This is a genomic window from Streptomyces sp. NBC_00076, from assembly GCF_045041235.1.
Taxonomy (GTDB): domain Bacteria; phylum Actinomycetota; class Actinomycetes; order Streptomycetales; family Streptomycetaceae; genus Streptomyces.
In genome coordinates this window covers 9,244,357-9,263,456 of the sequence record NZ_CP108242.1, presented here as the reverse complement: position 1 = coordinate 9,263,456, position 19,100 = coordinate 9,244,357, and the positions used below count along the sequence as shown (strand labels likewise).

Here is a 19,100-nt window from a genome sequence, read left to right as displayed (position 1 = left end):
GCGAGTGACGATGGGGGCGTGAACCACACCGAACTCGCCGCGTTCCTCAAGTCCCGGCGCGACCGAATACGGCCGTCCGACGTCGGCCTGCCCACGGGTCCACGGCGCCGGGTGCCCGGACTGCGACGCGAGGAGGTCTCCCAACTGGCGGGGCTGTCAGCCGACTACTACACCGAGTTGGAACGTGGCCGCGGTACCCAGCCCTCGGCTCAGGTGCTGGCCGCCCTGGCCCGGGCGCTGCGTCTGAACGGCGACGAGCGGGACCACCTGTTCCATCTCGCCGGCCGTCGCGTCCCCCCGGCCGCGCACGGCCCGACCGCGCATGTGCAACCGGCCCTGCTCGGCCTGCTGGACCAGCTCACCACCACCCCCGCCCAGGTCATCACCGACCTGCACGAGACCCTCGTCCAGAACCACCTGGCCGCCGCGCTCATCGGTCGGCCCCCGGCGGTGCGCGGTCCCGAAGCAAGCTTCGTCCACCGCTGGTTCACCGACCCCGGCGCCCGTTCTCTCTACCCGGCCGAGGACCACCCCCACCACTCGCGGGTCTTCGTCGCCGACCTCCAGGCGGTCGCCGCACGGCGCGGCGACGACACCGAGGTGCACGAGATGGTGGCCGCGCTACGACGGCGCAACCAGGAGTTCGCCGACCTGTGGGACACCCGCGACGTCGCCCTGAGACGGTCGGACCACAAACGCATCGTGCACCCCGCGCTGGGCGTCATCGAGCTCGACTGCCACAGCCTGTTCAGCGAGGACGGACGTCAGCGTCTGCTGTGGTTCAGCGCCCCACCCGGCACCGAGGGCGCCGCCCAGCTCCAACTTCTCTCCGTGATCGGCACCCAGGACATGACGTCCGGCGCGAACGGACTCGGACAGCCGCAGGCCTGAGTCCGACGAGCCTAGGAGTATCGCGGCCACCTTGCGCCGCTCCATGGGATGTGGCGCGGGTCTACTGTCGAGTGCATGGACGGCGACAACCTTCTGGGACAGTTCCTGCGAGCTCGGCGTGGCCTTGTGCAGCCCGAGGAGCAGGGCGTTCCCGTGATCGGCCACCGCCGTGTGGCGGGCCTGCGCCGGGAGGAGGTCGCCATGCTGTCCGGACTGAGCACCGACTACTACGTGCGCCTGGAACAGGGCCGCGAGAGGAACCCCTCGGTACAGGTGGTCGACGCGCTGGCCCGGGCGCTGTTGCTGGACGACGACGCGATGGCCCATCTGCACCGGCTGGCCAGGCCCGTGCCCGGGGGTACCCGCAGGAACGCCCGGCGTCAGCGGGTGAGCCCCGCCCTGGTGCAGATGATGGACAGCTGGGACGGCACACCTGCCGTGATTCTGGGGCGCTGTATGGACGTGCTGGCGCACAACCCCCTGGGCGGTGCCCTGTTCGCCGGCCACACCTACAGCGGCGACCTGATGCGGCTCGTCTTCCTCGACCCCGACGCCCGGGACTTCTACCCGGACTGGGACCGGGTCGCCGCCAACACGGTCGGCGGCCTGCGCGAGGCGGCGGGAACCGACTACGACGACCCGCAGATGATCGAGCTGGTGGGCGAGTTGTCGCTCAAGAGCGAGGCGTTCCGCACGCTGTGGTCACGTCATGACATCCGCCAGAAGAGACATGAGACCAAACGCTTCCGGCACCCGGTCGTCGGGGAACTCACGCTGGACTACGAGTCCTTGACCATCAACAGCGCGCCGGGTCAACAACTCGTCGTCTACCAGGCCGAGTTGGGCAGTCCCTCCGCCCACGCCCTGTCCCTGCTCGGCAGCCTCACCGCGACCAGGACGGCACACGTCCCGGATTCCGTGCGGCAGGACACCGCCACGGGCGACTGACGCGCTGCGGCCGTCTCCTTCCCCTAATTCCGTTCCCTGGATTCCGTTGCCGGGAGTCCGTTGCCGGGAGTCCGTTCCTGGAGTCCGCCGCGCCCATATGGGGTGGCGGCTCACCCAATGACCCACCCCCTTGAAGGGACATATCCCCCATGCCTGTTGTATCCGTCGACTCGACGCCCGTCTGGTTCATCACGGGCTGCTCGACCGGACTCGGCCGTGCCCTGGCCCACGCCGTTCTCGACCGGGGCTGGCGAGCGGTGGTCACCGCCCGCGATCCGCGGACAGTGGCGGACATCGTCGCCCACCACGAGAACCGGGCGCTCGGCCTGGCTCTCGACGTCACCGATGCTCAGCAGATCGAGAAGGCCGTCGAGGCCGCTCGGGAGACCTTCGGCCACATCGACGTACTGGTCAACAACGCGGGCTACGGCTATCTCGCCGCTCTTGAGGAGGGCGAGGACGACGAGATCCGCGCCCTGTTCGACACGAACGTCTTCGGCCTCGTGGATGTCACGCGCCGCGTTCTGCCGGGAATGCGCGCCCGTCGCCGCGGCCACGTCGTCAACATCTCCTCCCTCGGAGGCCTGGCCGCCTTCGGCGCCACGGGTTACTACCACGCCACCAAGTTCGCCGTCGAGGGACTCTCCGAGTCCCTCGCGGCCGAGGTGTCAGGGCTGGGCATCAACGTGACGATCGTGGAGCCGGCGGCCTTCCGCACCAACTGGTCCGGCCCCTCCATGCGCCAGTCGGCCACCCACATCGACGACTACGCCGACACCGCCGGCACCCGCCGCAAGAGCACCCTGGACAGCTACGGGCGCCAGCCCGGCGACCCCGAACGCGCCGCCGCAGCCATCATCGAAGCGGTGCTGTCCGAGAATCCCCCGCTGCGACTCCTCCTGGGCAGGGCCGCCCTTGACGTCGCCATGTCCCGGCTCGACACCCTCAAGACCCACTTCACCGCCTGGCGAGATGTCACTCTCAGCGCCGACTACCCAGAAGACCGCGCCACTGCCTGAACCGCTGCCCGGTCGCAGGCCGGCGCCACGGCACTGCCGATGTCGGCGCCGCTACGGGCGCTGCCGCACAGGCCGGATGACCAACTCGTTGACGTCGACATCGGCGGGCTGGCTGATCGCGTAGGAGATCGCACGAGCGATGGCATCGGGCGAGACGGCAGCCGAGCGGTAGCCCTTCATCGCCGCCGAGGCTCCGGGTTCGGTGATGGTGTCGGCCAGTTCGGACTCGACGACACCAGGTGAGACGGTGGTGACCCGGACGAACGGCTCAGCCTCCTGCCGCAGCCCTTCGGTGATCGCCCAGGCCGCGTACTTCGTGGCGCAGTACACAGCGGCCGTGGGGACCACGGAATGGGCGCCGATCGACGCGATGGTGACGAAGTGCCCGCTCCTCTGGCGCTGGAAGTGCGGCATGGCCGCGGCGATGCCGTGCAGCAGCCCCTTGACGTTGACATCGACCATCCGGTCCCATTCGTCCACCAGCAGTGAGTCGAGCCGCGACAGCGGCATGACGCCGGCGTTGTTGACCATCACGTCGATGCGCCCGCGAGCAGTGACCGTTTCGTCGACGAACCCGGCCACGTCGGCCCGGTCGGTGACATCGAGACGGCGTACGTCGATGCTGCCGCCGTCAGCTCGGACGCTCTCCGCCAGCCCGGCCAGCCGATCCTCCCGACGCGCACCCGCGACCACATGGTGGCCCTCCGCGGCAAGCCGCCTGGCGATGCCTTCGCCGATGCCGCTGGTGGCACCCGTGACGAGTACGACCTTCCGGCCGCCCTGCTCTGTGGTCTCCGAAGCTGTCCGAGTCACCGCATCCTCCTTGCCCAGTCGGGGCAGAAACCCCGTCGACGGAACGTTCACCTGCGAACTTGCCGTGGTTTCGCCGGCGGGAGAAGGCCGTGATCTTCCTAGGAGAACCGCACCTTCCACGGGATGGCAGGTGCCTGCCCAAGAAGGAGCCTCGACTGGCACCGCACAGTGGTGTGGGGAACCGGCTCAGTCCCGGTTCCCCTGCTCGATGGTCACGCCTTCGCGGCGTCGTACTTCTCGCGTGCGGTCTGGATCGCCGCCATCCGGCGCTCCGTCCACTGCGCGAGGCCGCGGACCTGTTCGGCGGCCTCCCGGCCGAGGTCCGTGAGGCTGTAGTCCACGTGGGGCGGGATCACGGGCTTGGCGTCGCGGTGGACCAGGCCGTCGCGCTCCAGGGTCTGCAGGGTCTGGGTCAGCATCTTCTCGCTGACCTTGCCGATCTCCCGGCGCAGTTCGGAGAAGCGGTAGGAGCGGTCGAGCAGCGCGATCAGGACCAGGGTGCCCCAGCGGCTGGTGACGTGTTCCATGGCCACCCGCTGCGGGCACATCGTGTTCCCGTCGGCCATCCGCACACGCTCCACGATCGTCGTCTCTGCCACGTCCACACTCGTACGTTACGTCGGACCACGGCTGCGGCGGTACCGGAGTCCGGGCACCGCCGAACGACCGTCGCGGTCACCGAAGGACCGGCGGGGCGTGGGAGGTGTCGCCCTCGTCGAGAAGATCCATCAGGGTCGCCCGGGCGCGGGCCACGCGTGAACGGACCGTGCCCACAGGGCAGTCGCCGGCCTCGGCCGCCTCCGCGTACGGCAGGCCGACCATCTGGGTGAGGACGAAGGCTTCCCGGCGCTCGTCCGGAAGGGAGGCCAGCAGATCGAGCAGGGCGATGCCGTCGTCGAAGCCGGGCAGATCCCGCGGCTGCGCGTTCTCGACGGCCAACTGCCAGTCCGGTACGTCGGACAGGCGGGGCCGGGCGGAGGCGTGCCGGTAGCTGTCGATCACCGCGCGGCGGGCGATGGACAGCAGCCACGCGCGGGCCGAGGAACGGCCCTCGAACCGGTGCAGGCTGCCCAGCGCGCGCAGGAACGTGTCCTGCGCGAGGTCGTCCACGGCCTGGGGGTCGCCGCAGAGGTGGGCGACGTACCGCTGGACGTCGCGGTGCAGGGCACGGACGAAGTGCTCCACCGCGTTCGCGTCACCGCCCCGTGCGGCGAGGGCCCATGCGGTTATCGACTCGTCGAGCGATGCCGTTCTCTCGCCGTTTTCGCCGTTGCGGCCTTCGTCGCGCGAGGTGGGCAGGACAGAAGTGATCACTTGGTGTCCTTCTCGTCATCCGTGATCCGCACCGGCGGCGCACGAGGGCGCGGACGGTGCGGTCCGGTGAGTGGGGAGAAGGCCGTACGACGACACCTGTGTGGGCGTACGGCCGATGCCCGAGGCGCGCGGGGCGGCCTCGGGGTACCGACTGTCTTCAGACGACAGCGGTCCCCAGAGGCGGACCCCGAGAGGTGATCGCGTGGACGAGGAGGAGACGCGGCGCCCGGTCCGAGCGGCGTCGGCGCGCACGGACGCGCGGGCGGTCCGGGGTGACGGGGAGCGCGAGCAGCAGCCGCAGCGGGGCAGCCAGCCATCCGGCCACGGCCCGCAGGATCCGGAACGCGGCCTTCTCGCCGTATGCCAGCCACAGCCCGCACAGCAGGGCGGCCAGCAGGTGGACGGCGAGCATGCCGAACGACGACGAGCCGACCAGGGAAGAGCCCGAGTGGCTCATGTGGCCCACGTCCATGTGACCCATATCCATGGAGGTCATGGAGTGCGTATTCATCGCCCCCATGTCCGGCGGGCCCATGTCCGGCGGGCCCATGTCCGGCGGGCCCATGTCCGGCGGGCCCACGTCGGTCGAACCCATGCCTGTGAACCGCGCGTTCAGGGACTCCATGCCGTGTCCCATGGGAGCCGCGCTCGCCGGCTGGGCGAGTGAGAACGCCGAGTGCAACGCCGTCTGGGCGGCGACCACGACGGTCACGATCAGTGGCAGCCCGCGCTCACGGCCCGCCAGGCACCAGCCCGCCAGACCGGTCACGGCCACCCCGGCGGCCAGCGCCCATGCGGGCACGTGACGGCCGGACATCACGACGTGGCCCAGGGCGGCGAGCAGCACACAGACAGCCGCGAACACCGCGGCCCGTAGCGTGCGAGAACACCACCCTGCTGTCATGGCGCCTCATCCTCGCATCCGGACGTCGCTCGTCATACGTGGTACGGAAATCTCCCCAGGCCTGCACTCAGTACACGGCATGTGATCCAGGACACGGCACGACGCCGGAACGCGCCGAGCGGCCGTCCCGGTGGAGTTGGCCGCTGCCCCGCCGGCGGGTCACCGCCGGCAGGGCAACGCGGCTCTACTCGCCCCGAGATCCGGCGGACCGGCCGCGCACAACGGCGAACACCGCCGCGGCCAGCCCCAGCAGGCCCACGATCAGCCCGGCGATGCCGAGCCCGCGGGCCGTCGAGTCGCTGTCGGACGCGGCCGAGGTGGAGCCGTCGGCACTCTTCGGTACCCCGGAAGAGGTGGTCGAGGCGCTACTACCCTCGCCCTCCGCGACCTTGGCCGTGAGCTTGACGACCGGCGCCGGGTTCTCCGGCTCCTCGCCGCCCGACTCGGCTTCGTCGATCCAACGGACGATCTTGCCGTCGGAGTACGTCTGCAGTGCCTTGAAGGTCAACTGGCCGGTGGTGTCGGGCAGCTGACCGAAGGCGACGTCGAAGTCCTCGTACTGGCCGGCCCGGATCTTTCCACCGGTCCAGGTGATCTCGGAGACGGCGTCGGTGATCGTGCCGTCGTCGGTCTTGACCGGCGTCTTCAGCTTCGTGTTCGTCACCTTGGCGGTCCAGCCGTCGTGCGGGGAGACGAGCACACCGAGGACGGGGTGGTCGGTGGGCAGGAAGACCTGCACCTTGGTGGTGTCGGCGGTGTCCTCCTCGTTGGGGACCCGGAAGGTGAGGACGCCGTCGGTGGCGCCCTTGGCGTAGCTGTCGGGGTGGACGGTGACATGCGCGGAGGCGACGCCGGCGGCGGTGAGGACTCCGGCGGCGGCCAGCGAGGTGACGAGGCCGACGCGGCGCAGGGCGGTGCGTGTGGTGGACATGGGTGGGTCGATCTCCGTACTGGGGAAGGGATGTCGGGGTCAGATGACGTACGACATCCCCTTCGGCGGTCCGCGCCGGTGTACGGCGTACCGCAGCCGAAGCCGGCGCGACGGCCAGGTCTCCCCGGCGATTCGACGTACCGGACGCGGCACGACAGGTCCGCCCCGCGCCCCTCTCGCCACCTGCCACCAGGCGGCGAGCCCCGGTACGAACGCGACCGCCCACCGCAGCAGCGACCACAACGCGGCCTCACCGCGCCGCAGCCACCAGGTCAGGACGACGGCCGCCCCGACATGGGCGGCGGTGGCGTGCGGCGTCAGGGCATGAGGGTGGGCATGGGCGTGGGCTTGGGCATGAGCGTGGGAGACGCGTATTCCCTGCATGGCCAGCACGGCATGCGGGCGGGCGGCGTCGAACACGACGTGCAGCCCGCCCTGGACGGTCAGCGTCCCGCCACCGATGCCGGCCAGTGACCGTTCCCGCCCGCCGAGCACGCAACCGGCCAGGAAGACGGGTACGCCGCTCGCGACCTGCATCCACACCGGCGGGGCCGCGCCCGTGGCCAGCGCGTGTCCCGCGGCGGCGAGCAGCACACACAACACGGCGAACACCGCCGCGCGCAGGCTCCGGACCTCCGGGGACGCACTCACACCAGCCGATGCTGCCACGCGGCCCGAGACGCTCTCTCCTCGGCTGCGCATACGTACCACCGCCCGCGTCCTGTCCGCCAGACCTGCCTCCTCCTTACGAGTCGGACACGGACCCCGTTGAGTTCCCGCCTCACCGGATGAATTGGAAGCAATGGAAGCGGCCGACGGAGCACGAGCGCACAGTCGCCGCCCGCCGCGCCTCCCGCGCCCACCGACAACGCGCGTCCGCATCCCTGCCGCCGGGTATCCCCCGGACAGTCCTCGCGACCGTCGGCACCGGACGCCGACGCGCCGCGGCCCATGCCCACGGAGGTGGAGCACCATGACCGACACCAGCGGACTGCGACCCGTAGCCACGTTCTGCGGAGAGTGCGACTGCGGCTGTCCCCAGCTTTTCGTCGACCCGAACGCTCCGGCCGAGCAGCGGATCATCCTGACCGACGACTTCGGCCAGCGCGTCCAGATGAGTTTCGACCAGTTCTCCAACCTGGTCGACGACGCCAAGGCGGGCAAGTTGGACGGCCTCGCACTGTCCTGACGCGACGTGCGGGCCCTTAGCGCCCACGCCGGGACCCCGACGTCCTGCCCGCGCCCGAGGACGGGCCAGGAAGCCGGCCTGGTCCGTGGGCGCTACGAAGTGGTAACGAGAAGCAACCGTGCGGCAGTTCGCATGGTCCAGTCCACTATGAAGATCTCTTTCCTGCTCCACAACGCCTATGGAATCGGAGGCACGATCACCACCACCTTCAATCTGGCGCAGGCCCTCGCCGAGCGCCACGACGTGGAGATCGTCTCCGTGCTGCGGCACCGCGAGCACCCGAACTTCACCTTGGACCCGAGGGTCTCGCTGCGGCCGCTGGTGGACCTCAGGCAGGAGAAGGAACACCCGTCACATCTCCGACCGGCGAAGGTGTTCCCCCGCTCCGAGTACCGGTACGGGCAGTACAGCGAGTTGACCGACCAGCGAATCGGCGAGTGCCTCGCCGCGATCGACGCCGACGTGGTGATCGGAACCCGGCCCGGACTCAATGTGCATCTCGCGCTCCAGGCTCCGCGACATGTCGCACGCGTCGGGCAGGAGCACCTCACCCTGGACAACCATTCACCCCGGCTGCGGGGCGCGTTACGCGGCGCCTACCGTCGGCTGGACGCGCTCACCACGGTGACGGAGGCGGATGCCGCCGCCTACCGGCGCAAGATGAGACTGCCCGGCGTACGGGTGGAGGCCCTTGCGAACAGCGTGCCGGATCCCGGGCTGCCGGCCGCGGACGGCACCGCGAAGGTCGTCGTCGCGGCCGGCCGGCTGGTCCCGGTGAAGCGGTACGACCTGCTCATCGAGGCCTTCGCCATGGTCGTCGCCGAACACCCCGACTGGCAGCTGCGCATATACGGCAAGGGCGAACAGCACGACCGGTTGCGGGGGCTCATAGCGGAGCTCGGCCTGTACAACAACGTCTTCCTGATGGGTGCGGTGGCGCCCATGGAGGCGGAGTGGGTCAAGGGCTCGATCGGGGCGGCCGGCTCCAACTTCGAGCCGTTCGGGATGACGATCGTCGAGGCCATGCGCTGCGGCCTGCCGGTGGTGAGCACCGACTGCCCGCACGGACCCGGCGAGATCATCGAGGACGGTGTCGACGGCCGGCTGGTACCGGTCGGGGACCGTGAGGCGATGGGCGCGGCTCTGCTGGAACTCGTCCGTGACGACGAGCACCGCCGCCGCATGGGCCGTGCGGCCCTGAAGAACGCGCGGCGGTTCGCCCCCGGCCCGGTGGTCGAACAGGCCGAGCGTCTGCTGGCCGAGGCGGTGTCCGCGAGAAGGGCGGGACGACCGGTCGTCCAGGAACGCGACCGCGTGCACCGGGTCCTGGTCAGCAAGGGTTTCGCCGCTCGCGACAACGCGATCACGGCGGCGGGCAGCGCGCTGCGCGTCGTACGAAGGGGGCAGCGGTGAGCAGGGGAACGGAAGGAATGAAAGGTACGGAAGGGACAGCGGTGGACACGGAACCCGAGGCGCGGCCACGCGTCGGCTGCGCGGTCGACACGGACGGCCGGATCACGTTCGACCTGCCGTCGCTGCCGTCGGAGGCCGGCCGGCTGCTGCTCCGGCTGCGCCCGAAGAAGGGACAGCCGGAGAAGACCCTCCACGTCCTCGACCTGGAGCCGGCCGACGACGGCCGCCGACGTGCCGTCCTGGACACCCGGCCCGTTCTCGCGGAGGGCCGGTGGGACCTCTTCCTCCTCCAGGACTCCGGATCCCGGCGGCTGCGTCTGCTACCGGGGCCGCGCGACCTACGGGTCCTCGTCGACGGACATCTTCGTGACCGGCAGTCACCTCTCGCCGTCCGGATTCCGTACGTGACCAAGGACGGCCATCTGGCGATACGGGCCTGGCGGCGCACCGCCCACGCGGAGACCGCGGGCATCGAGGTCACCGACCGGTCGATGACCGTCGGCGCCCGCCTGCACGGCGCCTCGCTAGGCAAAGGAGCCGTGGTGCGTCTGCGTCGGCGGGGCGGCGACGGTGCCGTACACCTCCTGGAACCACGGGCCCAGGACGACGGCCGGAGTTTCTCCTTCACCGTCGGCTACGAGAAGCTGGCCACCGGAGCGGACGCCGGGAGCGGCATCTGGGACGCCTTCGTGCAGCCCGGGCCGGACGCGTCTCCCATCCGGATGGCCAGGCTCCTCGACGACGTGGCGGACCGCAAGGAGGTGTTCGTCTATCCGACGGTCACGGTCGGGGGTGCCTCCGTGCATCCCTACTACACCGTCGACAACGACCTCTCCGTGAAGGTCACGAGGACCGGCTGAGGTTCGGCGGCGCGCCCGTGGCTACGCCGCCGCCCCGTCCTCCGACGCGATCTGCGTCACCTCACCCGGCTTCTGCGCGAACTGCGTGCGGTACAGCTGCGCGTACCGTCCGTCCAGGGCCAGCAGGTCCTCGTGCGTACCGCGTTCCACGATCCGGCCGGCCTCGACGACCAGGATGAGGTCCGCGCTGCGGACGGTGGACAGCCGGTGGGCGATCACGACGGCCGTCCTGCCCTCCAGCGCCTCGGTGAGCGCCTCCTGGACGGCCGCCTCGGAGGTGTTGTCCAGATGGGCGGTGGCCTCGTCGAGGATGACCACGCGCTGACGGGCCAGCAGCAGCCGCGCGATGGTCATCCGCTGGCGCTCACCGCCGGAGAGCCGGTAGCCGCGTTCGCCGACCACGGTGTCGAGGCCGTCGGGCAGGGAGCGTACGAGATCGTCCAGGCGGGCGCGGCGCAGGGCGTCCCACAGCTCCTCCTCCGTCGCCGTGGGGCGGGCGAGCAGGAGGTTGGCGCCCACGGTGTCGTGGAAGAGGTGACCGTCCTGGGTCACCATGCCGAGGGTCTCCCGCAGGGACAGCGCGCTCAGGTCGCGGACGTCGACACCGCCGACCCGGACGGCGCCCTCGTCGACGTCGTACAGCCGCGGCAGCAGTTGGGCGACGGTCGACTTGCCGGCGCCGGACGAGCCGACGAGGGCGACGGTCTGGCCGGGTTCGGCACGGAAGGAGATGCCGTGCAGGACCTCGGCGCCGCCCCGGGTGTCGAGGGCGGCCACCTCCTCCAGGGAGGCGAGCGAGACCTTGTCAGCTGACGGGTAGCCGAAGCGGACCTGGTCGAACTCGACGGCCACCGGGCCCTCGGGGACCTCGCGGGCGTCCGGTTTGTCCTCGATCAGCGGCTTCAGGTCGAGCACCTCGAAGACCCGCTCGAAGCTGACGAGGGCGCTCATCACCTCCACGCGGGCGCCGGCCAGAGCGGTGAGCGGGGCATACAGGCGGGTCAGGAGCAGGGCGAGGGCCACGACGGCGCCCGGGTCGAGGGTGCCGCGCAGGGCGAACCAGCCGCCGAGGCCGTAGACGAGGGCCAGCGCCAGGGCCGACACCAGGGTCAGGGCAGTGATGAAAACGGACTGGGCCATGGCCGTCCGTACGCCGATGTCCCGCACCTGGCGAGCCCGGACCGCGAACTCCTCCGACTCCTGCTCCGGACGGCCGAAGAGCTTGACGAGGGTGGCGCCGGGTGCGGAGAAACGCTCGGTCATGCGGGTGCCCATCGCCGCGTTCAGTGCCGCCGCCTCGCGCTGCATCCGGGCCATCCGGCTGCCCATCCGCCGTGCCGGGATCACGAACACCGGCAGCAGCACCAGCGCGAGCAGGGTGATCTGCCAGGAGAGCGTGAGCATGACGGCGAGGGTGAGGACCAGCGTGACCAGGTTGCTGACCACTCCGGACAGGGTGTTGCTGAAGGCGCGTTGGGCGCCGATGACGTCGTTGTTGAGACGGGAGACGAGCGCACCCGTACGAGTGCGTGTGAAGAACGCGACCGGCATGCGCTGCACATGATCGAACACCGCGGTCCGCAGATCGAGGATGAGTCCCTCCCCGAGCGTCGCCGACAGGCGTCTGCCGAGGATGCCGAGCGCTGCCTCCGCGACCGCGATCAGCGCGATGAGCAGGGCCAGCCGGACCACGGTGCCCTCGTCGTCGCCTTTCACGATCGCGTTCACCACCCGTCCGGCGAGGACCGGGGTCGCGACGGCGAGCAGCGCTGTCACCACCCCGAGGGCGACGAACCGCGCGATACGGCGGCGGTGCGGGCGGGCGAACGCGCCGATGCGGCGCAGCGTCGCGCGGGCCAGGGGTCGTCGTTCCTGCTCGGCGTTCATGACACTGTGCAGCTGTGTCCAGGCTGTGGTCTCCATGCTCATAGGGAGGACCGTAGAGCCTCAAGCTTGCTTGAGGTCAAGGGAACCCCGCTGCCCGTCCGTGCGAAGGATCCGATGACCGTACGTAAGACCTTGTCCCCGCTTCCGCAACCCGCAGTTGGCACGGGATGGGAAACCTCTCCGACTGTGACAGCGGTACACCTCCCCGAGATCCCCGAGATCCCCGAGATCCCCGACCGCCCCGACTTCCCCGAGTTCTCCGACCTCTCCGAACGATCCGAACGCCCTGACATCCCCGACATCCCCGAGGGACGGCTCCCCCGCCGCGTCCCGATCCGTCGGATGCGTCAGATCCTGTGTCTGCTTCCGCTCCTGCTCGTCACCGTCGTCGCGGTCCAGCACCGGTCGGTGCTCGCCGAGGGCTTCGGCCATCTGCGGCACGCCCAGTGGCCCTGGCTGGTGGCGGCGATCGGTGCCACGTGTCTGACCTGGGTCGCCGCCGCCCTGACCCGGCAGGGTGCCGTCGTCGAGGCGCTGCCGAAGCGGCGGCTGCTGGCCACCCAGTTCGCCGCGGGCGCGGCCAACCATCTGCTGCCGACCGGGCTGGGCGCGAGCGCGGTCAACCTGCGGTTCATGACGGTGTGCGGGCTTCCGCTCGCCCGTTCCTCCGCCGCGCTGGCCCTGTACATGCTGGCCGAGACGGTCGGCCGGCTGAGCCTGCTCGCCGTGCTGCTCTTCGTGTTCCCCGACGCGCTGCGGCTGGGCCCGCTCCTCCCGGACGGGGCGGTCGGCCCGCTGCTGCTGGTGATCGGCGCGGCTCTGGTCGTCGCCGCGGGGGTGCTGGCGTGCGTACGACGACTGCGTACGGCCGTGTGCTCCTTCCTGCGTACCGCCTTCGGTGAGGCGCGCTCGGTGCACACCCGGCCCGCGCGGGCCTTCGCCCTGTGGGGCGGCTCGTTCGCGTTCCCCGCGTTGCAGGCGACCGTGCTGGCCGCGGTCGGGCAGGCGTTGGGGCTGCCGGTGCCGGCGGCGCACATGGCGGTCGCGTACCTGGCGGCGACGGTGGCCGTCGCGCTGGTGCCCACGCCAGGCGGGATCGGCTCGGTGGAGGCGGCGCTGGTCGTGGCGCTGGTGGCGGCGGGCGGCCCGGCCGCGGTCGCGACAGCCGTGGTTCTGGCCTTCCGGATCATCACCGTCTGGCTCCCGCTGGTGCCGGGGGCGTTGACGCTGGGCGCCCTGGTACGGCTGAAGGTGATCTGACCGGCGCCCGCGTCACACCGGGATCCGCACCGGCGGGAACAGGCCCGACCGGCCGAGGAAATCGTCTGAAACCACTCCCCCGGCGGCCGTCCAGGCACGAACTCCTGTGCGGATACGGCAGGATGAGCGGTCGCGCGGGCCACGGGGGGCCAGTCGGCCCGCGCGATCGCACATCGGAATCGAGCAGGTGGCAACGTGACGCAACTTCACATCCGGCCGTCGGTGAACGCCTTCGCCGCAGTCCTCCTCGCCGGGGGTGACCGGTGAAGCGAGCCCTCACCGTGGACGACCTGGTCATCGCGGGAATCGCCCTGGCCGCGGGTCTGCTGGCGGCGTTCCTGCTGCGCATGCTGCTGCGCTGGCTGGGCAAGCACGCCGACCGCACCCGCTGGGGCGGCGACGACGTCATCGTGGACGCGCTGCGCACGGTGGTGCCGTGGGCCGCGATCGCGGGCGGTGCGGCGTCCGCGGCGGCGGCCCTGCCGCTGCTCTCCGCGGTCCAGCACACGGTCAACCAGACCCTGACCGTGCTGCTGATCTTCGTCGTCACGGTGGCGTCGGCCCGGGTCGTCGCCGGCCTGGTGCGGACGGTGACCCAGTCCCGCTCCGGGGTCGCCGGATCCGCCACGATCTTCGTGAACATCACCCGGGTGCTGGTGCTGGCGATCGGCTTCCTGGTGGTGCTGCAGACGCTGGGCATCTCCATCGCGCCGATGCTCACGGCCCTGGGTGTCGGTGGTCTGGCGGTCGCCCTGGCCCTTCAGGACACCCTGGCGAACCTCTTCGCCGGCATCCACATCCTCGCCTCCAAGACCGTCCAGCCCGGTGACTACATCAAGCTGAGCAGTGGCGAGGAGGGCTACGTCGAGGACATCAACTGGCGCCAGACGACCGTGCGCGCGCTGTCCAACAACCTGGTCGTGATCCCCAACGGGGAGCTCGCCAAGACGAACATGACCAACTTCATGCGTCCCGAGCAGCAGTTGACCATCCTGGTGCAGGTGGGGGTCGCCTACGACAGTGACCTGGAGCACGTCGAGCGGGTCACCTGCGAGGTCGTCACCGAGGTGATGACCAAGATCACCGGCGCGGTCCCCGATCACGAGCCGCTGGTCCGCTTCCACACCTTCGGCGACTCCAGGATCGGGTTCACGGTGATCCTGGGCGTCGGCGAGTTCAGTGACCAGTTCCGGATCAAGCACGAGTTCATCAAGCGACTGCACCGGCGCTACCGCGATGAGGGCATCCGGATTCCGGCGCCCGCGCGGACGGTGGCCCTGCAACAGGGCGCGGTGGTGATCCCGCAGCAGCGCGGCGCGGAGACCGAGCCGAGCGAAGTCGCCTCCGCCCGGCTCGACTGAGCCACTGTCCCGGCTGGGCCCCGTCTGGGCTGGCCCCCGTCCCGGCCGGCCCCCGTCCCGGCTGATCCCTTACAGGGTGGCCGAGTTGTCGTGGTAGTGCCCGTTCGTCCGGCCCCTCGGCGCGACGAGCGACGCGGGCGCCGGGGTGACCGTCCAGTCCGGGTGGCCGGGCATCCGCGGGGTCTTCGTGCCGTACAGCCAGTCCCGCAGGAAGCCGGACAGGTCCTGGCCGGAGACCTCCGAGGCGACGGTGACGTAGTTCTCCGTCGATGCCGCGGAGTTGCGGTACCGGTCCAGGAAGGCGCGCTCGACGGAGCCGAAGGCGGCCTCGCCGATCAACTGCCGCAGCGCGTACAGGACCAGGACGCCGCCGAGGTAGCGCTGGCTGTCGAAGAGGTTCGTCGCGTTCGGCGAGGCGACCGGCCCGGAGGTCTTGCGCCACTGGTCGCCGCGCGCGTAGGTGTCCTTCATACGGGCTTCCATGGTCGTCAGCCCGAGGGAGTCGGTCCAGCCGCGCTCGTAGCGGTAGAGCAGCCCGTAGAAGTCGGCATGGCCCTCGTTCAGCCACAGGTCGGCCCAGGTGGCGGGGCTGACGCTGTTGCCGAAGTAGGAGTGGACCAGCTCGTGCATCATGTGCGAGCCGATCTTCGACTCGTCCTGGAGCAGGAAGTTCGGCTTGTAGAGCGTGAGGGTCTGGGTTTCCAGACCCGTGAAGTCGAAGGCGTTCGCGGCGTCGGAGTTGCAGGGCAGCAGCCCGTACGTCTCGAAGGGGAACGCGCCGAGCCGCTGCTCGATCCAGCTGATCTGCCCGGAGGTGAGCGAGAGCGCCGGCTCCAGGGCACTCGCGCGGGCGGTCGGCACGACGTCCCTCAGGGGCAGTCCGCCGGGGCCCTGCCGGTCCTTGACGACGTAGTCGCCGACCGTGATCTGCACCAGTTCGGTGGCCATCGGCTCACGCGAGCGGTAGGTGTACGCGGTCCGGCCGTCGGTGAGGGCCTCGGTGCTCACGAGGAGGCCGCTCGCGACCCCGCGCAGGCCGCTGGGCACCGTGATGCGGAAGGTGAACGCCGCCTTGTCCTGCGGGTGGTCGTTGCAGGGGAAGACGGTGTGCGCCGAGTCCGGCTGGGGGCAGATCGCGAAACCGTCCGGTGTGGCGACCCAGGCGGTGTGCGCGAGGGACCGGCGCGGGTCGGCGGTGTACGCCACCACGACGGTGGCCCCGCACTGGTCCGGCAGGCTGCGCACGGGCGTGACCCGCAGTTTCTCGCCGACCTGCTCGAAGTCGGCCCCACGGCCCGCGACGCGGACGGACGTGATGTCCAGGCCGAGGGCGTCCAGGGAGAAGCGGCTCAGGGCCTGGGTGGTGCGGATCTCCAGCGCCGCCGTGGCGGTGACCAGCTTGGTCGTGGCGTCGTACGCGAAGTCGAGGGTGTACGCCGAGACGCGGTATCCGTCGTTGCCGAGGCTCGGGAAGACGGGGTCTCCGAGGGTCTCGGCACCCGGGGAGGAGGCCGCCGGGGCGGCGTGGGCGACAGATCCCACGGTCAGCGCCGTGGCGGCGCTTATCAGGGCGGTGGCCGGTGCCGTCACTCTGGTGCGATATCTCATGGTCCGCTTTCGCTTGGACGGCCGGGTGGTCGGGTCCGGCCGTCGGTCAAAGGGCGATCACAGTGCATGACCACAAGACCGGACGCCTCGGTTGCCTCAGACGCCTCAGCCGCCTCGATTGCCTCTGCTGCCCCTGCCGCCCTCTGCTGCCCCTGCTGCCTCGGAGATGCAGGGCGTCCTCAGCAGGCTGCGTCCAGTTCGGAGGACTGTGTCGAGAAGTACCCGAGGACCACTGTCGAGACCGGGGCGACCACGAGATATCTTGATGTCGAGCAATGTTGCAGACGTGGAGCGGAGCACCCGGTGACTGACTCGACCATCATCTATACGCACACTGACGAGGCCCCGGCCCTGGCGACGTATTCCTTCCTGCCGGTGGTCCGGACGTACGCCTCGCAGGCGGGTGTCGCCGTGGAGACGCGTGACATCTCGCTGGCCGGGCGCATCATCGCGTTGTTCCCGGAGTACCTCACCGAGGACCAGCGGATCCCGGACGCCCTGGCGGAGCTCGGCGAACTCGCCAAGACGCCCGAGGCGAACATCATCAAGCTGCCGAACATCTCGGCGTCGATCCCGCAGCTCAAGGCCGCGATCGCCGAGCTGCAGAGCCAGGGCTACGCGCTGCCGAACTACCCGGACGACCCGAAGACCGACGAGGAGCGGGACATCCAGGCCCGCTACGACAAGGTCAAGGGCTCCGCGGTCAACCCGGTCCTGCGCGAGGGCAACTCCGACCGCCGCGCCCCCGCGTCGGTCAAGAACTACGCCAAGAACCACCCGCACCGCATGGGCGCCTGGACCCCCGAGTCCAAGACCAACGTGGCGACGATGGGTGTCGACGACTTCCGCTCCACCGAGAAGTCCGTGGTGATCTCCGAGGCCGGCGCGCTGAAGATCGAGCTGGTCGGCGACGACGGCTCGACCACCGTCCTGCGCGAGTCCGTACCGGTCCTCGAGGGCGAGGTCGTCGACGCCTCCGTCATGCACGTGGCCCCGCTGCGGGAGTTCCTCACGGCGCAGATCGCCCAGGCCAAGGCGGACGGCGTGCTGTTCTCCGTGCACCTGAAGGCCACGATGATGAAGGTCTCCGACCCGATCATCTTCGGTCACGTGGTGCGCGCCTTCTTCCCGAAGACCTTCGCGAAGTACGGCGAGACGCTCGCCGCGGCCGGCCTCACCCCGAACGACGGTCTGGGCGGCATCCACAAGGGCCTGGAGGCTCTGCCCGAGGGCGCCGAGATCAAGGCCTCCTTCGACGCCGAGCTCGCCGAGGGCCCCGCACTGGCGATGGTCGACTCGGACAAGGGCATCACCAACCTGCACGTGCCGTCCGACGTGATCGTCGACGCCTCGATGCCGGCCATGATCCGCACGTCCGGCCACATGTGGGGCCCGGACGGCGGGGAGGCCGACACCCTCGCGGTGCTGCCGGACTCCTCGTACGCCGGCGTCTACCAGGCCGTGATCGACGATTGCCGTGCCAACGGTGCCTACGACCCGTCGACGATGGGTTCGGTCCCGAACGTCGGCCTCATGGCGCAGAAGGCCGAGGAGTACGGGAGCCACGACAAGACCTTCGAGATCCCCACCACCGGCACGGTCCGCCTCGTGGACCAGGCGGGCAACGCGGTGATCGAGCAGACGGTCTCCGCCGGTGACATCTTCCGCGCCTGCCAGACCAAGGACGCCCCGATCAGGGACTGGGTGAAGCTGGCCGTCACCCGCGCCCGCGCCACCGGCAGCCCGGCCGTGTTCTGGCTGGACGAGACCCGTGCGCACGACGCCAACCTGATCGCCAAGGTCCAGGCGTACCTGCCGGAGCACGACACCGAGGGCCTGGACATCCGGATCCTCAACCCGGTCGAGGCGACCAAGCTGTCGGTCGAGCGCATCCGCCGCGGCGAGGACACGATCTCCGTCACCGGCAACGTGCTGCGTGACTACCTGACCGACCTGTTCCCGATCCTGGAGCTGGGCACCAGCGCCAAGATGCTGTCGGTGGTCCCGCTGATGGCGGGCGGCGGTCTGTTCGAGACGGGCGCCGGCGGCAGCGCGCCGAAGCACGTCCAGCAGCTGGTCAAGGAGGACTACCTGCGCTGGGACTCGCTCGGTGAGTTCTTCGCGCTGGTCCCGTCCCTGGAGCAGTTGGCGACGGTCACCGGCAACACCCGCGCCAAGGTTCTCGCTGACACCCTCGACCGCGCCACGGCGACCTTCCTCAACGAGGACAAGTCCCCGGCCCGTCGCGTCGGCGGCATCGACAACCGCGGCAGCCACTTCTTCCTGTCCCTGTACTGGGCGCAGGAGCTGGCGAAGCAGACCGACGACGCGGACCTGGCGAAGGCCTTCGCCGCGCTCGCCGAGACCCTCGCGACGAACGAGCAGAAGATCGTCGACGAGCTGAACGCCGTCCAGGGCAAGCCGGCCGACATCGGCGGCTACTACCAGCCCGACCCGGCCAAGGCCGCGAAGGTCATGCGCCCGTCGACCACGTGGAACGAGGCGCTGGCGTCCCTGAGCTGACACCGGGGCCCCGCGGGGGCATCGGGTGACTCCGCCCCGGCCGGCATCCGCCCGGCCGGGGCGGAGCCGTGTGGCGGCACCGCCGTGTGGACCGGCGAGGGCGGTGTTCCGGACGCCTGCGTCCCACTCGCCACGGCCCGCCGGGCAGCCACGGCTGTGGGACCTTGATCGTGCAACAC

Annotated in this window: 17 protein-coding genes; 9 read left to right on the top strand and 8 right to left on the bottom strand. The window is 70.4% G+C overall.

The genetic code is table 11. The annotated features are described in order from the left end of the window. Window positions 1-18 precede the first annotated feature (18 nt). The 3 genes from OHA64_RS41650 (at window position 19) to OHA64_RS41640 (ending at window position 2,858) form a co-directional block, all read left to right on the top strand. The gene (locus OHA64_RS41650) at window positions 19-891 is read left to right on the top strand and encodes a helix-turn-helix transcriptional regulator (RefSeq protein ID WP_405622375.1); all 873 of its coding nucleotides are present in this window, start codon (window positions 19-21) and stop codon (window positions 889-891) included. Between the two features lie 75 nt (window positions 892-966). Further along, window positions 967-1,839, top strand: a complete 873-nt coding sequence (locus OHA64_RS41645) for a helix-turn-helix transcriptional regulator (RefSeq protein ID WP_405622373.1) — start codon at window positions 967-969, stop codon at window positions 1,837-1,839. A gap of 149 nt (window positions 1,840-1,988) precedes the next feature. After that, complete coding sequence (locus OHA64_RS41640; protein ID WP_405622371.1) at window positions 1,989-2,858, top strand: oxidoreductase; 870 nt, start codon at window positions 1,989-1,991, stop codon at window positions 2,856-2,858. A 51-nt stretch (window positions 2,859-2,909) separates the two neighbouring features. Here the strand turns inward: OHA64_RS41640 and OHA64_RS41635 are convergent, their stop codons facing one another. The 6 genes from OHA64_RS41635 to OHA64_RS41610 form a co-directional block, all read right to left on the bottom strand. After that, the gene (locus OHA64_RS41635) at window positions 2,910-3,671 is read right to left on the bottom strand and encodes an SDR family oxidoreductase (protein ID WP_405622370.1); all 762 of its coding nucleotides are present in this window, start codon (window positions 3,669-3,671) and stop codon (window positions 2,910-2,912) included. 212 nt (window positions 3,672-3,883) lie between these two features. Continuing rightward, on the bottom strand, window positions 3,884-4,237 hold the full coding sequence (locus tag OHA64_RS41630; RefSeq protein WP_405624337.1) for a winged helix-turn-helix transcriptional regulator: 354 nt from the start codon (window positions 4,235-4,237) through the stop codon (window positions 3,884-3,886). A 109-nt stretch (window positions 4,238-4,346) separates the two neighbouring features. Further along, a complete protein-coding gene (locus OHA64_RS41625; protein ID WP_405622369.1) occupies window positions 4,347-4,985 on the bottom strand; it encodes a sigma-70 family RNA polymerase sigma factor in 639 nt (212 codons plus the stop codon). A 157-nt stretch (window positions 4,986-5,142) separates the two neighbouring features. Continuing rightward, complete coding sequence (locus OHA64_RS41620) at window positions 5,143-5,889, bottom strand: hypothetical protein (RefSeq protein WP_405622367.1); 747 nt, start codon at window positions 5,887-5,889, stop codon at window positions 5,143-5,145. Between the two features lie 184 nt (window positions 5,890-6,073). Next, window positions 6,074-6,820 carry a YcnI family protein gene (locus OHA64_RS41615; RefSeq protein WP_405622366.1) on the bottom strand — a complete coding sequence of 249 codons (747 nt, stop codon included), beginning with the start codon at window positions 6,818-6,820 and terminating at the stop codon, window positions 6,074-6,076. 39 nt (window positions 6,821-6,859) lie between these two features. Further along, entirely contained in the window at window positions 6,860-7,471 is a 612-nt protein-coding gene (locus OHA64_RS41610; protein WP_405622365.1) for a hypothetical protein, read from the bottom strand. A 322-nt stretch (window positions 7,472-7,793) separates the two neighbouring features. Here OHA64_RS41610 and OHA64_RS41605 point away from each other — a divergent pair, with 322 nt between their 5' ends. The 3 genes from OHA64_RS41605 (at window position 7,794) to OHA64_RS41595 (ending at window position 10,282) form a co-directional block, all read left to right on the top strand. Beyond that, window positions 7,794-8,009 (top strand): hypothetical protein, encoded by a 216-nt coding sequence (locus OHA64_RS41605; RefSeq protein WP_405622364.1) that lies wholly within the window; start codon window positions 7,794-7,796, stop codon window positions 8,007-8,009. Between the two features lie 147 nt (window positions 8,010-8,156). Then, a complete protein-coding gene (locus OHA64_RS41600) occupies window positions 8,157-9,422 on the top strand; it encodes a glycosyltransferase family 4 protein (protein WP_405622363.1) in 1,266 nt (421 codons plus the stop codon). 41 nt (window positions 9,423-9,463) lie between these two features. After that, complete coding sequence (locus OHA64_RS41595; protein ID WP_405622361.1) at window positions 9,464-10,282, top strand: transferase; 819 nt, start codon at window positions 9,464-9,466, stop codon at window positions 10,280-10,282. Between the two features lie 21 nt (window positions 10,283-10,303). Here the strand turns inward: OHA64_RS41595 and OHA64_RS41590 are convergent, their stop codons facing one another. Next, a complete protein-coding gene (locus OHA64_RS41590; RefSeq protein ID WP_405624336.1) occupies window positions 10,304-12,205 on the bottom strand; it encodes an ABC transporter ATP-binding protein in 1,902 nt (633 codons plus the stop codon). Between the two features lie 78 nt (window positions 12,206-12,283). On the opposite strand from OHA64_RS41590, the gene OHA64_RS41585 reads away from it, so the two are divergent. Beyond that, window positions 12,284-13,429, top strand: coding sequence for a YbhN family protein (locus tag OHA64_RS41585; protein WP_405622360.1), 1,146 nt, complete (start codon window positions 12,284-12,286; stop codon window positions 13,427-13,429). Between the two features lie 263 nt (window positions 13,430-13,692). Continuing rightward, the gene (locus tag OHA64_RS41580; protein WP_405622359.1) at window positions 13,693-14,790 is read left to right on the top strand and encodes a mechanosensitive ion channel family protein; all 1,098 of its coding nucleotides are present in this window, start codon (window positions 13,693-13,695) and stop codon (window positions 14,788-14,790) included. Window positions 14,791-14,859: 69 nt separating this feature from the next. Here OHA64_RS41580 and OHA64_RS41575 read toward each other — a convergent pair whose 3' ends face one another. Next, window positions 14,860-16,398: a M1 family metallopeptidase gene (locus tag OHA64_RS41575; protein WP_405622357.1), complete on the bottom strand. Its 1,539-nt coding sequence runs from the start codon at window positions 16,396-16,398 to the stop codon at window positions 14,860-14,862. 303 nt (window positions 16,399-16,701) lie between these two features. Here OHA64_RS41575 and OHA64_RS41570 point away from each other — a divergent pair, with 303 nt between their 5' ends. Beyond that, window positions 16,702-18,921 carry an NADP-dependent isocitrate dehydrogenase gene (locus tag OHA64_RS41570; protein ID WP_405622355.1) on the top strand — a complete coding sequence of 740 codons (2,220 nt, stop codon included), beginning with the start codon at window positions 16,702-16,704 and terminating at the stop codon, window positions 18,919-18,921. Window positions 18,922-19,100 lie beyond the last annotated feature (179 nt).

What these genes read in the sequence shown, in the direction of transcription:
- OHA64_RS41645 (WP_405622373.1), top strand. Translation starts at nt 967, where the DNA reads ATGGACGGCGACAACCTTCTGGGACAGTTCCTGCGAGCTCGGCGTGGC.
- OHA64_RS41640 (WP_405622371.1), top strand. Translation starts at nt 1,989, where the DNA reads ATGCCTGTTGTATCCGTCGACTCGACGCCCGTCTGGTTCATCACGGGC.
- OHA64_RS41630 (WP_405624337.1), bottom strand. Translation starts at nt 4,237, where the DNA reads ATGGCCGACGGGAACACGATGTGCCCGCAGCGGGTGGCCATGGAACAC.
- OHA64_RS41620 (WP_405622367.1), bottom strand. Translation starts at nt 5,889, where the DNA reads ATGACAGCAGGGTGGTGTTCTCGCACGCTACGGGCCGCGGTGTTCGCG.
- OHA64_RS41615 (WP_405622366.1), bottom strand. Translation starts at nt 6,820, where the DNA reads ATGTCCACCACACGCACCGCCCTGCGCCGCGTCGGCCTCGTCACCTCG.
- OHA64_RS41605 (WP_405622364.1), top strand. Translation starts at nt 7,794, where the DNA reads ATGACCGACACCAGCGGACTGCGACCCGTAGCCACGTTCTGCGGAGAG.
- OHA64_RS41600 (WP_405622363.1), top strand. Translation starts at nt 8,157, where the DNA reads ATGAAGATCTCTTTCCTGCTCCACAACGCCTATGGAATCGGAGGCACG.
- OHA64_RS41590 (WP_405624336.1), bottom strand. Translation starts at nt 12,205, where the DNA reads ATGGAGACCACAGCCTGGACACAGCTGCACAGTGTCATGAACGCCGAG.
- OHA64_RS41585 (WP_405622360.1), top strand. Translation starts at nt 12,284, where the DNA reads ATGACCGTACGTAAGACCTTGTCCCCGCTTCCGCAACCCGCAGTTGGC.
- OHA64_RS41575 (WP_405622357.1), bottom strand. Translation starts at nt 16,398, where the DNA reads ATGAGATATCGCACCAGAGTGACGGCACCGGCCACCGCCCTGATAAGC.